Annotated in this window: 13 protein-coding genes and 1 pseudogene; 12 read left to right on the top strand and 2 right to left on the bottom strand. The window is 35.9% G+C overall.

Annotated elements, in window-relative coordinates:
- Positions 1–1,009: 1,009 nt before the first annotated feature.
- Entirely contained in the window at positions 1,010–1,612 is a 603-nt protein-coding gene (locus V7266_RS27440; RefSeq protein WP_335472388.1) for a TetR/AcrR family transcriptional regulator, read from the bottom strand.
- 179 nt (positions 1,613–1,791) lie between these two features.
- Here V7266_RS27440 and V7266_RS27435 point away from each other — a divergent pair, with 179 nt between their 5' ends.
- The 8 genes and pseudogenes from V7266_RS27435 to V7266_RS27400 all read left to right on the top strand — a co-directional run bounded on the left by V7266_RS27435 (position 1,792) and on the right by V7266_RS27400 (position 9,686).
- A complete protein-coding gene (locus V7266_RS27435) occupies positions 1,792–2,529 on the top strand; it encodes an SDR family NAD(P)-dependent oxidoreductase (protein WP_335472387.1) in 738 nt (245 codons plus the stop codon).
- A gap of 94 nt (positions 2,530–2,623) precedes the next feature.
- A pseudogene (locus V7266_RS27430) lies at positions 2,624–3,408 on the top strand (SDR family oxidoreductase).
- Positions 3,409–3,465: 57 nt separating this feature from the next.
- The gene (locus tag V7266_RS27425) at positions 3,466–4,236 is read left to right on the top strand and encodes an SDR family NAD(P)-dependent oxidoreductase (protein ID WP_335472386.1); all 771 of its coding nucleotides are present in this window, start codon (positions 3,466–3,468) and stop codon (positions 4,234–4,236) included.
- 826 nt (positions 4,237–5,062) lie between these two features.
- Entirely contained in the window at positions 5,063–6,364 is a 1,302-nt protein-coding gene (locus tag V7266_RS27420) for a pyrimidine-nucleoside phosphorylase (protein WP_335472385.1), read from the top strand.
- Positions 6,365–6,509: 145 nt separating this feature from the next.
- Positions 6,510–6,908: a cytidine deaminase gene (locus tag V7266_RS27415; RefSeq protein WP_335472384.1), complete on the top strand. Its 399-nt coding sequence runs from the start codon at positions 6,510–6,512 to the stop codon at positions 6,906–6,908.
- A gap of 51 nt (positions 6,909–6,959) precedes the next feature.
- Entirely contained in the window at positions 6,960–8,141 is a 1,182-nt protein-coding gene (locus V7266_RS27410; RefSeq protein WP_335472383.1) for a NupC/NupG family nucleoside CNT transporter, read from the top strand.
- A 103-nt stretch (positions 8,142–8,244) separates the two neighbouring features.
- Positions 8,245–8,883, top strand: coding sequence for an AmiS/UreI family transporter (locus V7266_RS27405; protein WP_335472382.1), 639 nt, complete (start codon positions 8,245–8,247; stop codon positions 8,881–8,883).
- Positions 8,884–9,020: 137 nt separating this feature from the next.
- Positions 9,021–9,686 (top strand): SDR family NAD(P)-dependent oxidoreductase, encoded by a 666-nt coding sequence (locus V7266_RS27400; protein ID WP_335472381.1) that lies wholly within the window; start codon positions 9,021–9,023, stop codon positions 9,684–9,686.
- Between the two features lie 380 nt (positions 9,687–10,066).
- Here V7266_RS27400 and V7266_RS30835 read toward each other — a convergent pair whose 3' ends face one another.
- On the bottom strand, positions 10,067–10,237 hold the full coding sequence (locus tag V7266_RS30835) for a DUF899 family protein (RefSeq protein WP_420491507.1): 171 nt from the start codon (positions 10,235–10,237) through the stop codon (positions 10,067–10,069).
- A gap of 448 nt (positions 10,238–10,685) precedes the next feature.
- Here V7266_RS30835 and V7266_RS27395 point away from each other — a divergent pair, with 448 nt between their 5' ends.
- The 4 genes from V7266_RS27395 (at position 10,686) to V7266_RS27380 (ending at position 13,587) form a co-directional block, all read left to right on the top strand.
- The gene (locus tag V7266_RS27395; protein WP_335472380.1) at positions 10,686–11,471 is read left to right on the top strand and encodes a sugar phosphate isomerase/epimerase; all 786 of its coding nucleotides are present in this window, start codon (positions 10,686–10,688) and stop codon (positions 11,469–11,471) included.
- A gap of 587 nt (positions 11,472–12,058) precedes the next feature.
- Entirely contained in the window at positions 12,059–12,334 is a 276-nt protein-coding gene (locus V7266_RS27390; protein WP_335472379.1) for a response regulator, read from the top strand.
- Between the two features lie 333 nt (positions 12,335–12,667).
- Positions 12,668–12,904, top strand: a complete 237-nt coding sequence (locus V7266_RS27385; RefSeq protein ID WP_335472378.1) for a hypothetical protein — start codon at positions 12,668–12,670, stop codon at positions 12,902–12,904.
- A gap of 431 nt (positions 12,905–13,335) precedes the next feature.
- The gene (locus V7266_RS27380; protein WP_335472377.1) at positions 13,336–13,587 is read left to right on the top strand and encodes a hypothetical protein; all 252 of its coding nucleotides are present in this window, start codon (positions 13,336–13,338) and stop codon (positions 13,585–13,587) included.
- The last annotated feature ends 181 nt before the right edge of the window (positions 13,588–13,768 follow it).

Here is a 13,768-nt window from a genome sequence, read left to right as displayed (position 1 = left end):
TTCCAATAACAAAAATTCAATCATAATAAGACTTATTGAAATCCTTTTTATAAACAATACTTTCTTAATTAAACTGTTATAATCATAGAGTATATCCATCATTGACAGGGTTGGGGTCACAGGTTCAATTAGGGGCATCCCCCCTTTGGGTGACAAATGGAAAAGGAGGAGGTTTATATAAACTTCCTCAATTCCTTATTTAATCCTATTTATAAAACAAGAAAACTGGTCACAACTTGGTCACGGAAAAGATGTTTTTATATTTAATTAGATAAAATTAAATGATATATGGCTTATCAAAAGGTGCATTAAATCAACACTCTTCGGTATTTTTTATTACTAAGTGGAATTAAAAAAGATACCTTCCCTCTAACTTCAAAACTGCTTGAGACTTGCAGGTCTCCGTGGGTTCGATTTCTAAGCAGTCTCGCCAACTTTTTCAGTGTGATCAACGGTTCGAACTGTTTTTTGAATGTGATTTGAACCGCGATTTGAAGTTAAAAAGTCACCAGTATTTCTTCTGAAAATTACCTAGTACTAGTGAGACAGTGTACTAGTGGGTCAATTTCATCAATTTTTATATAAAAGGTTGATTTTTTTATGTAACAGTTGCAAGAAAGACAAATCGTAAAGGTGTAAGAAGTACTAAAAATGTTACTCGTTTAAAAAATACCGAACAAAGATGACGCTTTTTGAAATGTTTGAAAGGTTTATGAATTACAAGCAAACGGAAGATTTAGCAAAGCCTACAATACTAGATTATTACGAAAACTTTCCTTACCTTAATGTTTACTTAGGTACAAATGAGGAAGTCACAGTTGAATTATTTAGGGATTATATTGGCTATATCCCTTCACGAACAAGGCCTAAAACCTACTACTGATAATGTTCGAATTAGAACCAATACTGCCTTTTTACGATATAGCTAATTTCGTTAGTTTGCTTGAGCAGCTAATATTGACGAATTTGAATCAGAAACAAATAAAAAGCCATTTATATCACTGGTCAGTTATTTTCCAATATATTTCAGTGAGTAAATGTGTGTTCTCGTTAAATCAATTACTTCATGGATAAATTCTTCTTGAGATTCTTTGAAGCCATTTGTAATCCAGTTCAGAATTAGTCCGTAAAATCCATATGCTGTATAACGTTTAAAATAATCCATATTAACGGGGATATTGTTGATGGTTTCGAAAATAAATTGATCCTTATAGATTTTTAAGATTGTTTGAGGGAACCGTGTATGTAATCCTGGTAACGTGTCATCGTAGTTAATCAGATTAAAAAAATTACGGTTTTTATAGATATATGAAACGATATTTAAAGATGGTGCATTTAGTTTTGCTGCATAAACTTTTTGACCAGGCACATATGGTTTGCCCACTGAAGCTTCTAACCCTTGAAGCATGGAAACAAGTATATCCTCAGCCAATTCAATTTTATCTGTGTAATGGATATAAAATGTACTACGATTATAACGGGCATAATCGACAATGTCCTTTACAGTAACAGAATGGTAACCCTTCTCTTTTATAAGTTCAATCAGTGATTGCTTTAAATGCTCTTTTGTCCGATTCTGTCGGTGAGAAGTCGTAGTTTGTTCATTATTCATGAAAAAACCTCCCTTAAAATAGACACATCAATAATAAGTGTCTAACTAGTAGACACTTAATGATATCTTAATGATTGTTAAATGTGAACAAAAGAGTACAATTGAATTGTGAACAAAATAGTACAGATAATCAATCTGACTATTATTTTTCTTTATAATGTGTTAAAGGAGGAACTAGTATGGAGAAATTATTAGACAAAGTAGCTGTGATTACCGGTGGAGCATCAGGTATTGGGGCAGCAACAGCACGTTTATTTGTTTCAGAAGGAGCCAAAGTGGTTCTTGTTGATTTAAATGAGGAAAAAGGGAAAGCATTTGAGGCAGAATTGCAAGCGCTTAATGCTGAGGCTCTTTTTATAAAAGCCAATATTACGAGTGAAGAAGAAGTCGCCAATATCTTTAAACAAACTGTTGAAACATTTGGCAAAGTGGATGTTGTATTCAACAATGCGGGTATCGGCCGTGTTCATTCTTCACATGATTTAGAATACTCAGAATGGCGAAACACCGTAAATGTTGACTTGGATGGTGTATTCTTAGTAGCACGTGAATCCATCCGTGAAATGTTAAAAACAGGCGGCGGTACGATTGTTAATACGGCATCTATGTACGGTTGGGTTGGGTCACCAGGTTCAGCAGCCTATAACGCGGCAAAAGGCGGCGTGGTTAACTTAACTCGTTCACTTGCACTTGAATATGCAGAACAAAATATTCGCATTAACGCATTATGCCCTGGTTTTATTGATACACCAATTATTCCGGAAGAAAGCAAGCAGGCTTTATCTGCAGCCACACCGATGAAACGTCTTGGTAAAGCTGAAGAAATGGCAAAAACAGTATTATTCTTGGCCTCTGATGATTCTTCATTCATGACTGGTACTAGTTTGATTGTTGATGGCGGGTATACGGCGCAATAATTTATCCTATATCTCTAACGTGAGATATTTTAATTAAAAATAATTCAAAAAATTCGCTTTAGACCTTGAAAAAAACAAAGAGAGGAAATTTACAATGAGTAATCGATTTGATGGGAAAGTGATATTAATTACAGGTGCAGGATCTGGTTTAGGCCAAGCCTCTGCCTACAAGTAGCAAGAGAAGGAGCAAAACTTTCACTCGTTGATTTAAACGCTGCTTCATTAGAAGAAACAAAAAGTAAATTGTTAGAAGTTGCACCAAACGCAGAAGTGTTGCTTATCTCTGCGAATGTGGCAGATGAAAAAGCTGTTGAAAACTTTGTAAATGAAACAGTTGATAAATTTGGGAAAATCGATGGTTTCTTTAACAACGCAGGGATCGAAGGGAAACAAAACCTTACAGAGGATTTTGGCATTGATGAATTCCAAAAAGTAGTTAGTGTCAACTTAAACGGAGTGTTTTATGGTTTGAAACACGTATTGAAAGTCATGAGAGAACAAGGTTTTGGCTCTATAGTTAATACAGCTTCTGTTGGTGGAATTCGTGGGGTAGGAAACCAATCTGGTTATGCAGCTAGTAAACACGGCGTGGTCGGATTAACAAGAAACTCTGGAATTGAATACGGTCAATACGGAATCAGTATTAAAGCCATTGCACCAGGTGCAATTATGACACCCATGGTCGAAGGTTCATTGAAACAAATTGATCCAGACAACTGGGAAGAAGTAGGAAAACAATTTGTTGAGCCAAACCCAATGAAACGGTTCGGTAAACCAGAAGAAGTGGGTTATTTGGTGGCATTCCTACTATCTGATCAATCCAATTTCATCAACGCAACCGTTATTCCAATCGATGGTGGACAATCTTATAAATACTAAGAAGTGTAAGGATGGTTCACCTACTGATTTATACTAACAAAAAGGAGAGTTATCATTATGCTATTTGAAAACAAAGTAGTATTAATAACTGGTGCAGCTGGCGGTATTGGTATTGCTGCTGCTAAAGCATTTGCAAAAGAAGGAGCAAAATTAGCTTTAGTAGACCTGAAGAGGGAGCCACTAGAAAAAGCAGCTGAGTTTGTGGATGCAAAAGATATATTTTTACTTACTGCTAATGTTTCAATTGAAAATGAAGTGAAAGAGTATGTTCAAAAAACTAAAGATCATTATGGGCACATTGATGTTTTTATCAATAATGCTGGTGTTAATGGCGAATTTAAAAATATTACTGAGCAAACAGAAGAAAACTTCAAAAATGTATTTGGAGTAAATGTAATGGGCGTATTCTTTGGGTTAAAATATGTCCTTCAAATTATGAAAGAGCAAAAGAAAGGTGCAGTTGTTAATACTGCCTCTAATGGAGGTTTATTAGGAGCTCCGGGAATGAGCGCATATGTTGCATCCAAACATGCTGTAATTGGTTTAAATAAATCAGCAGCACTCGAGATGGCCGAATTCGGGGTTCGTGTAAATGCTGTTGCTCCATCAGGCGTAAATACAGAAATGATGAGAAGAATAGAGAAGAATGCTATGGGTGAAAGGGAAGAAGAAGCAAGGAAAGCATTTGAAGCATCAGTTCCTATGAATAGATATGCAACTGCAGAAGAAATTGCAGATTTAATGGTGTTTTTATCTTCTGAAAAGGCATCATTTATTAGTGGGTCTTATTACAGAATAGATGGTGGACAAGGGGCCACATCCGTTTAATATAAAACTATCCCCCCTTTAAAGGGTCCTAAGCAAAATTCGCGAATTTTGTACGCTAAGACAATTTAAACAAAAAGAAGCCGATATTCCGTAATCTAAGGAATACCGGCTTCTTTTATTAATGATTTATGGGTCGTAAGGAGTTTATTGTTGAAATGTTTTAAATCAAACTTATTATCCAATGTGTAGGGATCTGTGGAAGTAGAGAATATCGATAAACTATGTAATTATATATTGTAACAGATATAAAAAAAGAAGAAGGGGCCTAATTAGCCCTCTTAGAAGCACGGGAACCGTCCCCGTGCTTCTTACTTTAATTGGAAATATTTTAGTAATCTTAGATAGATTCCTTGAGCTGCGTTATTAGGGAAATTAGAGCTTAGAACGATGATATCATCTAGTTGATTGGAAAGGAAGCCCGACTTTCTTATTACCTATTTTTCTGATGAATCATAAAACTAAAACAAATTGGAAACCTCTTTACAAAATAGATTACTACTACTATAGTAATCACATGGATTAAAAAGATCTTTGCCAGTGGCAGAAAATAAAACTTTTACAGAAATGAAAGCGCTGACGTTATAGAAACGAATCAATGTAAAGGTAAAGGTAAAGGTAAAGGTAAAGGTAAAGGTAAAGGTAAACCCGCCCCCCATTGTACTGGTTGCAATTACCATTAACTTCAAAAAAGAAAGGGTTTACACTTTAGTAACAAAGGAGTAAAATGAATTTGTTCATTAGACGTCTGACATCCTACTTTTAGATGCGGATACTAGGTTTCGATAAAAATATTAGTTGATATTTATATAAAAAGAGGTGCGCTCCAATGAGAATGGTAGATTTAATTGAGAAAAAACGTGATGGTTACGAATTAACCAAAGAAGAAATTGAATTCTTGATAAATGGGTTTACAAAAGGAGATATTCCTGATTATCAAATGTCAGCTTTTGCAATGGCTGTGTTTTTTCAGGGAATGACAAAAGAGGAACGCGTTTACTTTACGGAGGCGATGTTTCAATCCGGTGATCAAATCGACCTCTCAGGCATTGTAGGGATAAAAGTAGATAAGCACAGTACCGGTGGAGTTGGCGACACTACAACCTTGGTGCTGGCACCGCTTGTTGCTTCTGTCGGTGTTCCTGTTGCAAAGATGTCAGGAAGAGGCTTAGGCCATACTGGAGGTACCATTGACAAATTGGAATCCATTAATGGATTTCATGTGGAAATTTCAAATGAAGAATTTACCCAATTAGTGAATCAAAATAAAGTAGCTGTCATTGGTCAGAGCGGGAATTTAACACCTGCTGATAAAAAATTGTATGCACTTAGGGATGTAACCGCAACGGTTAACTCCATTCCGCTGATTGCCAGTTCCATTATGAGTAAGAAAATTGCTGCAGGCGCTGATGCGATTGTTCTGGATGTCAAAACAGGCAGTGGAGCATTCATGAAAAATCTTGAAGATGCGAAAGAATTAGCTCAATCGATGGTGGAAATCGGCAATGGCGTCGGGAGGAAAACAAAGGCGATCATTTCCGATATGAGCCAGCCGCTCGGCTTTGCAGTCGGCAATGCTCTTGAAGTAAAAGAAGCGATTGACACGCTTAAAGGACAAGGACCTGAAGATTTGCAAGAACTCTGTATTACCCTTGGAAGCCATATGGTTGTATTGGCAGAAAAAGCTGCTGATTTCAACCAGGCGCGTGAAATGTTAAAAGAGTCCATTCAGAGCGGCCAGGCATTACAAACCTTTAAAACCTTCCTTGCAGCACAAGGAGGAGATGCATCGGTTGTGGATGATCCTGCTAAACTTCCAACTGCTTCCTATATGGTTGAAGTTCCGGCGAAAACTTCTGGTTATGTGGCCGAAATTACGGCGGAAACGATTGGAACCGCTGCTATGATGTTAGGAGCAGGACGGGCTACAAAAGAATCTGTCATCGATTTGGCAGTAGGCGTTGTCCTTCATAAGAAGGTAGGGGATCATGTCGAGGCTGGAGAGTCCTTGGTTACGATTCATAGCAACAAAGAAAATGTTCAGGAAGTAGTCGGAAAAATTTACTCGGCTTATAAAGTTACAGATGAAAAAGTAGCCGCACCTACACTCATCTATACAGAAATTCAATAATCGGCAAAGGAAGAGAAGAATGGAAAAAAATATAGTAAAGATCGTAATTTCAGAAACATCATCATCTGAATACTAGAAAATATCTCCAGGCTGGTCTCAAAGCCAGCCTGGATACTAAAAACTTATTTGAAAGGATGACGAAATGATGGACAAGCAAACATTACTTGATCAAGCAATCGAAGCGAGGAAAAAAGCATATACGCCCTATTCAAATTTTCAAGTAGGCGCAGCAATTTTAACAAAAGATCATCATGTCTTTCAAGGATGCAATATTGAAAACGCCTCCTATGGATTGGCCAATTGCGCTGAAAGAACGGCTATTTTTAAAGCGATTTCTGAAGGGAAAAAGGAAATAGATACAATTGTTGTTGTTGCTGATACGGAGGGCCCTGTTTCACCTTGTGGTGCCTGTCGTCAAGTAATGGCAGAATTCTGTGATAATGACACAAAAATTATTTTAGCTAATTTAAACGGCGAAAAGTTGGAGACCACCATTGATGAATTGCTACCCGGGTTTTTTTCTTCTAAAGATTTAACAAAATAAATTTATTCTTTGTGGTGAAAGCGAATACAACCGAGTTTTGGAGGACTGAAAATGAAATACATCATTGCGATTATCGGACTGCTTGTTGTTTTCGGACTGGCATACGTGGCAAGCAATAATCGGAAAAACATCAAAATAAAACCGATTATTCTTATGGTCATTATTCAAGTTATATTATCAGCATTATTATTAAATACCACGTTAGGCCTGGATTTAATCAAAGTATTTGCCGGGGTCTTTAATAAATTATTAGAATATGCAGGTGCCGGGGTATCGTTTGTTTTCGGGGGAATTGCCAATAAAGGAGAAATGCCATTCTTCCTAAATGTATTGTTGCCAATCGTGTTTATTTCCGTGTTAATTGGAATATTTCAGTATTTGAAAATCCTGCCGTTTATTATGAAAGCCATTGGTTTATTACTCAGCAAAGTGAACGGCATGGGGAAATTGGAATCCTATAACGCGGTTGCTTCGGCCATGATTGGTCAATCCGAAGTGTTTATTACGGTGAAAAAGCAGCTTAGCCTCTTGCCTGCCCATCGTTTATATACCCTTTGTGCATCAGCGATGTCCACCGTTTCTATGTCAATTGTCGGTGCCTATATGACCATGGTTGAACCAAGATATGTGGTGACCGCACTTGTTCTGAATTTATTTGGCGGGTTTATCATCACTTCTATTATTAACCCTTATACGGTAAATCCTAACGAGGATATTCTTGATATCCAGGAAACAGAAAAGCAGAGCTTTTTTGAAATGTTAGGCGAATACATTATCGATGGTTTTAAAGTAGCAGTGATTGTCGGTGCGATGCTAATTGGTTTTGTTGCCTTAATGGCTGCCATTAATAATATTTTTGATTTAATTTTTCATATTTCATTCCAGGAGATATTGGGATATATCTTTTCGCCGATTGCGTTTATCATGGGAATTCCATTGTCAGAGGCTGTCCAAGCTGGCGGTATAATGGCTGAAAAGCTTGTAACGAATGAGTTTGTAGCCATGATGGATCTGGCGAAAATAGGGGACTCTTTCAGCACACGCACATTAGGAATCATTTCTGTTTTCCTTGTTTCATTTGCCAATTTTTCATCGATTGGGATTATTGCTGGAGCAGTAAAAAGTCTTAACGAGAAAAAGGGTAACGTTGTCGCCAAATTTGGTTTAAAGCTTTTATACGGTGCCACTCTGGTAAGTGTGTTATCGGCTGTGGTTGTAAGTATTGTTTTATAATCTGTTGAAAAAGCATTTTTTCATCTTGTAAAGGATGGAAAACTGCTTTTTCCTTTTTGAAGGAGGGGAATGTTGTGAAAAAATTTTTTTCACAACAAAGCATATGAGTTTCGTCGGATTATTTCTTTCGGGAGCTGTTTTATTTCTTAATAGTTTGATGTTAACAGGAAAAGCAGAAGCAAAAAGTGTTGGGGTTTTTAATCTGTTTGTAGGAGTCATACAACTGATTATACCGTTTTATTTAATAATGGTATCAGGTCAAACTCATTGGGAGTTATATAACTACGCATCTATCTTTTTATTTGGTTTAACTTATTTATATGTTGGGGTCACCACATTAAAAGGACTTGATGGCAGGGGACTCGGCTGGTTTTGTTTATGGGTAGCGGTCATAGCTGTTGTCTATACGTTGACAGACATGATCCACTTCCATGATGCTGTCAGTGCGATTACATGGGGAATGTGGGCTTTTCTGTGGTTGTTATTCTTTTTATCCAATTCACTGCAAATGAAGATTGACCATTATCTTGGGCGGGTTGCATTTATTCAATCCTGGGTTACATTAACGATCCCGTCTTTATTGTATTTTTTAGGAATTTGGAACACACCTGTTGTCAATCAAATATGGCTGATTGTTTTAATCGTATCCATCGTTTATTTTTGTATAAGCCTATTTAAATTTCGTTTACCCAAACAGAAAAGCAATGAAAGATTGGAAGAGACGGATTTGAGGAGGATTTAAAATGGAGCCAAATATCGACAAACATTTTCTGATCTGGGTGCAACCGAAGCTGACAATTTTCAATGTGAATATGCCTGTGTACGGTACAAGCTTAAAAGATTTGAGGGTAATAACCCGCTAATTTGGAGGTGTGAAGCTTGAAAACGATCTTGATTACAGGGGCAGGCACAGGGCTTGGTAAAGAACTTGCCCTCGCATATGCCCAGGAAGGAAATCGGATCATTCTAGTGGGAAGAACACAATCTCATCTGGATGAAGTAAGCCAAATGATAGAAAAGACAAACGGAAGTGCTATATCAGCGACCTGCGATATTACAGATTCTAATAGGGTTGAACAATTGCTTTTCCATTTGAATAAAATAGAAAAAATTGATCAAGTGATTAATAATGCAGGTATCGGTTACTTCGGTCCACTGCAAGAAATCTCAGCGGGTAAAATCAGTCACATGATCGATACGAATGTAAAGGGAACGATTTATGTAACAAAAGCAATATTACCTACCTTCTTGGAACGGAATGCTGGAAAAATTATGAACATTATTTCAACAGCTGGATTACACGGGAAAGTTCATGAAACAGCCTATTGTGCAAGTAAGTTTGCCATTCGAGGGTTCACCGAATCCTTAGTAAAAGAGTTAGAGAATACTTCGATTTCTGTTTCCGGTGTCTATATGGGGGGGATGGATACTCCTTTTTGGGATGAAAATAACTTTGTTTCTGACCGTTCAAGATTAAAATCTGCAAAAGAAGTGGCATGTGAAATTGTAGAAAGGGAAACAGAAACCGAGTTGATTATTGATTGATCGTTTTATCCTTAACAGTATCCCTTGCTAACCACTTAACTGCTATCTTAAATAAATCCAATTAAGAAATACTGCCTTTAATAGTTAATTTGTACTCAAAAGGGCTCTAAATTAAGCAAAGCTCATTTAGATATGTTACGGTGAACCGTATCATAAATAGAGGCAGTTATGTAAAGTAAACAGTCTTAACAGGTACGAAGGGTATATAAAGTATTAAAAAACAGGTCAATATAATAGAAAATTCTGGACCCATAATAAATGGTCCAGAATTAAATTTATTTAATGAGATAATTCCACATCATATCCCCAGATAGTTAAAGTTATGCGACGTATTGGTTTCGATGTCGTAGACCTCGGGCATCCTTGCGGCCTTTTGGCACTTAGTCAAGAAACCGGTAAGTGATGTTCAGCATATCAATGCCGCGGGCATAGATAGAGTATGTATGGAATATATCACCATCATCTTCTTTATAAAAGACGTTCACACCTTCCCTGTCAGTGCTTTTCGGATTCTGGAAAGAGTAATTATAAAATGCCTCCTTTTTATTCAGCTATAACCGGATAGTACATGTAATATGAAATCTCTTGATCCGGTTAATGCGGTAAACTTGGATAGTGGTGATTCGAACATTATGACCAGTCGATACCAAGTTGTTCATATATCTTTCCTACACGATAGGTGATCGTACAATTGATCATGCGATAATTATTTTACCTAAATAAAAATGATACTCAAAAGTCGATGATTACGCCCTAATTCAATGCGGAGTTAGGGGGTAATCAATTATGCGACTTATTTATTTATTAAAATAGCTTTATCTTAAAATGGAAATTGTTTTTTTCTGTTTTAATGGAAATGTTTAAAGTAGTAAAAGTATTTTATGGTAAATATTTACTGTAAATTAACAAAGGTGTATTTGAAAATTTGCTATAATAATGGAAAAAACTATTCACTTCTTAATTAATGTCAGTATTATTTGAAAGTGGTGATGAGTGTTGTTGAAGATAGGTTTAAAATGTTCATACGATCCGGAACAATTGTATAACCGATTGCGTTATCGGCCAGATATTATTGAACTGCATTTAAACGAGGATGATTTATTTGGAGACAAAAGAAAACAATTAGAAAATACAATTTCAATGCTTTCAAGCCAGGGTTATGATGTATATTTACATCATCCTTCAATATACAATGGGAGATATTTAAATATTATCCACGAACAGAAAGAAGATTATCTTTTCTATCATTTATCTACAAGAATTATTGCTGATATTTGTTTATCAAATTCTATAAAATGTGTGATTCACCCACACTATATGCAGAATGCCACCTCTGCTATAAATAAAGCAAATAATGATAAAATGGTAAAAGAGATAAAACAAATTTTATCATATGGAAAAGATGTTTTCTTATGGGAAAATTCCATTGAAGGTATTTTTACTGCCCAAAATCCGAATTGGTTTGAGGACATTGTTCAGCCATTAAATTTGCCATTGGCTTATGATATTAGTCACGCCTTTATCTCCTTCAGAGGTAATAACAGATTATTGTTGGAGCAGATAGAAAAATTAGATTCATTTATTGAATATTTCCACGTTGTAGATAGCGAAGGTCTGAAACATGATGGATTAAAATTGGGAACTGGCAGAATTGATTGGAAACCCATTCTTCCGTTTTTAATGAGCAGACAGTATATATACGAAATTACTCTTAAAGATATAACGGATGCAATCGAAATGTATGAAAGTCATCTCTATTTAGTTCATTTATCAAAACATAGTTAGTGTCAGGCTGTTCCCTACGATAGACAGCGAACAATTCAGAAGATTTATGAATATTTGTAATGCTTTTCCTGCAGAGCACGATAAAGTGAGGAAGCACGGAAGGAAATTTAGGGAAGGATAAATCTTTAAAGGTAAAATATTTTACGCCGCCCATATTCATCGATCTTCCTAGAAGAATACCATTGGCATGTGGAAACATGTAGTAATGAAAAAATTTTAAAAAATAAAGCTGTCCAATGATCAATTTTGAAAAATGATCTTTTAGACAGCATTTTTGATTTATTTGTTAATCATTGACCGTCCCCACTGCCACTTTTTCAAATGATTGGGGGCATACAAATATACGTTATAGAGGTAGATTAGCTTTTCTGCTCAAAAAAGTGAGAAGAACCGTCTTCTTGGCTTAATTCGTAGGACCATTGTCAACATTGGCTTCGATGGTACTTTGGACGCTTGTAGGCACCGAGGAAAGGAAATCATAATCCCTGTATAGTTGAGCTAGCTATTAATCATGTAGAATAGAGTAGACATAAGGAATCGCTGAGGTATTGGCGATTCCCTTCAATTTTGAAAAAGAAATGAATTCTATGGCAAAAATATTAGTTGTAGATGATTCACATATTAGAGAATTAATTTGTGTCATTCTTCCTAAAGAAGGCTTCTCGATTGAGGATGCATCGGATGGAAAAGCTGCACTATCATTACTTGAAACTGAAAGAATTGACTTGATTATTCTTGATATTATGATGCCAAATATGGACGGTTGGACATTTTGCCAAGAGGTTCGAAGGTATTATTCGGATACTCTTCCTATTTTAGTGTTAACAGCAAAAGAGAAACTGAACAAAAGTAAAAGGCTTTGATCTTGGTGCAAATGATTATTTGGTAAAATCTTTTGATGTAGGTGAGTTAGTGACAAGAGTAAAAGTACTTCTTAAACACTATCAAGTTACGGTGTTAAAATCTGACTAAAAATGATATTCCTAAAAGGCCTGGTGCAAGCCTTAGCCGTAGCACCTGACCCGATAGGTCAGTAGTATCATTAAACAGCAATAAATAAATAATAGTAAGTATGACTGGTGCCCTCTACCAGCCTTTTTAATAAAATATCCATTAGTTTCCTAACATACAGGTGGCAATATTTTATAGTCTCATAGTCTTTCATTAGCTTATAATCTAAAATAGGGGGTGTAGAAATGGCAAATAAAAGTCATGAACTACTATATGGGTGGACGCTGATAGCACATAAATCTTACAAGCTGTTTTCAAACGTAAATTCCTACGTCCTATTAGATCAAGATAACGTTGTTTCTATGCAATTTACAGCGACAGAACAAGACTTTGAAATAATCCATTCTGAGTACGATTTAAGGGTCAAAATGATTCCGGTATTTAAGACGATAAAGGTATTAAACGTTCCAGATGAAGTATAGTAAGTGGGGGACATAGTACTCTTTGCCTTAGAAAATCTTGTGATTCTGTCCATTCTTCATATACAGGCACCACACAAGTACCCACCTTTGGTGTCAGTATTTTTTACTGATGACAATTTTTCTGTTTAATAGTTTGAAATCGGGGTATTCACTAGTTATACTATATTCCCCCCCAACTCTTTATATAGTTGTCTTAACAATGGCTATCTTTGGATAGCCATTTTTTTCTGTGAAAACAGCGATAGGGCTGTGATTTTCCTAATACCCAAAGAACCGGTAGAAAATAGTTTTAAGTAACAATTTTGATGATATTAGGATAAAACTTGGATTTAGTTATGAAGCATTGTGGTAATCTAGTAAATCAATCTGACCCTGCTCAATCTAATAAATTTGAACATTTGGTCATCCATAAAATTGTGGAGGTGATTTCTATGAACAAGACAATATACGATCACGCTGCTGAGATTACCCGAGATGTTATTAAAGCAAGAGGAGAAGCAATTGATGGAGATAAGGAATTGATTGAAACTTACCTAAGTGATGAAGCCGTTACCAACTTATATACAAAAGTATTTAGAGGGCTAAATGAACAATTATTTTCATATGAGAGTGTTGTGGGGAAGAATTATTTCCACACATCGTCGAGCTGTTACCATCCTATTGTTTTTCAAAATTCCCTTTAATTGCTTTTTATACTAACCCTAAAATTAGAGAGAGTTTGTTTTTTAGATTGTGTAACTTTTTACTTAATTTAATGGGTGGGTTGCTCAACAAGACATAGTTATTAAGTTCTTCAACAATCCGGCGCGTTTCTACATTATATTGGGACGCTTTTTCTTATTGAATTAATTAATTAGTGGGATA

This window comes from Neobacillus drentensis, from assembly GCF_036965645.1.
In the GTDB taxonomy this organism is placed as follows: Bacteria; Bacillota; Bacilli; order Bacillales; family Cytobacillaceae; genus Neobacillus; species Neobacillus drentensis_D.
The sequence above is the reverse complement of the archived record's forward strand: the minus strand, read 5'-3'. Positions and strand labels throughout refer to the sequence as shown.

Bases quoted from the DNA above. Each gene is read 5' to 3' on its own strand.
- V7266_RS27405 (WP_335472382.1), top strand. From the start codon at position 8,245: ATGAGTTTCGTCGGATTATTTCTTTCGGGAGCTGTTTTATTTCTTAAT.
- V7266_RS27410 (WP_335472383.1), top strand. From the start codon at position 6,960: ATGAAATACATCATTGCGATTATCGGACTGCTTGTTGTTTTCGGACTG.
- V7266_RS27425 (WP_335472386.1), top strand. From the start codon at position 3,466: ATGCTATTTGAAAACAAAGTAGTATTAATAACTGGTGCAGCTGGCGGT.
- V7266_RS27435 (WP_335472387.1), top strand. From the start codon at position 1,792: ATGGAGAAATTATTAGACAAAGTAGCTGTGATTACCGGTGGAGCATCA.
- V7266_RS27440 (WP_335472388.1), bottom strand. From the start codon at position 1,612: ATGAATAATGAACAAACTACGACTTCTCACCGACAGAATCGGACAAAA.
- V7266_RS27415 (WP_335472384.1), top strand. From the start codon at position 6,510: ATGGACAAGCAAACATTACTTGATCAAGCAATCGAAGCGAGGAAAAAA.
- V7266_RS27420 (WP_335472385.1), top strand. From the start codon at position 5,063: ATGAGAATGGTAGATTTAATTGAGAAAAAACGTGATGGTTACGAATTA.
- V7266_RS27385 (WP_335472378.1), top strand. From the start codon at position 12,668: ATGGCAAATAAAAGTCATGAACTACTATATGGGTGGACGCTGATAGCA.
- V7266_RS27390 (WP_335472379.1), top strand. From the start codon at position 12,059: ATGGCAAAAATATTAGTTGTAGATGATTCACATATTAGAGAATTAATT.
- V7266_RS27380 (WP_335472377.1), top strand. From the start codon at position 13,336: ATGAACAAGACAATATACGATCACGCTGCTGAGATTACCCGAGATGTT.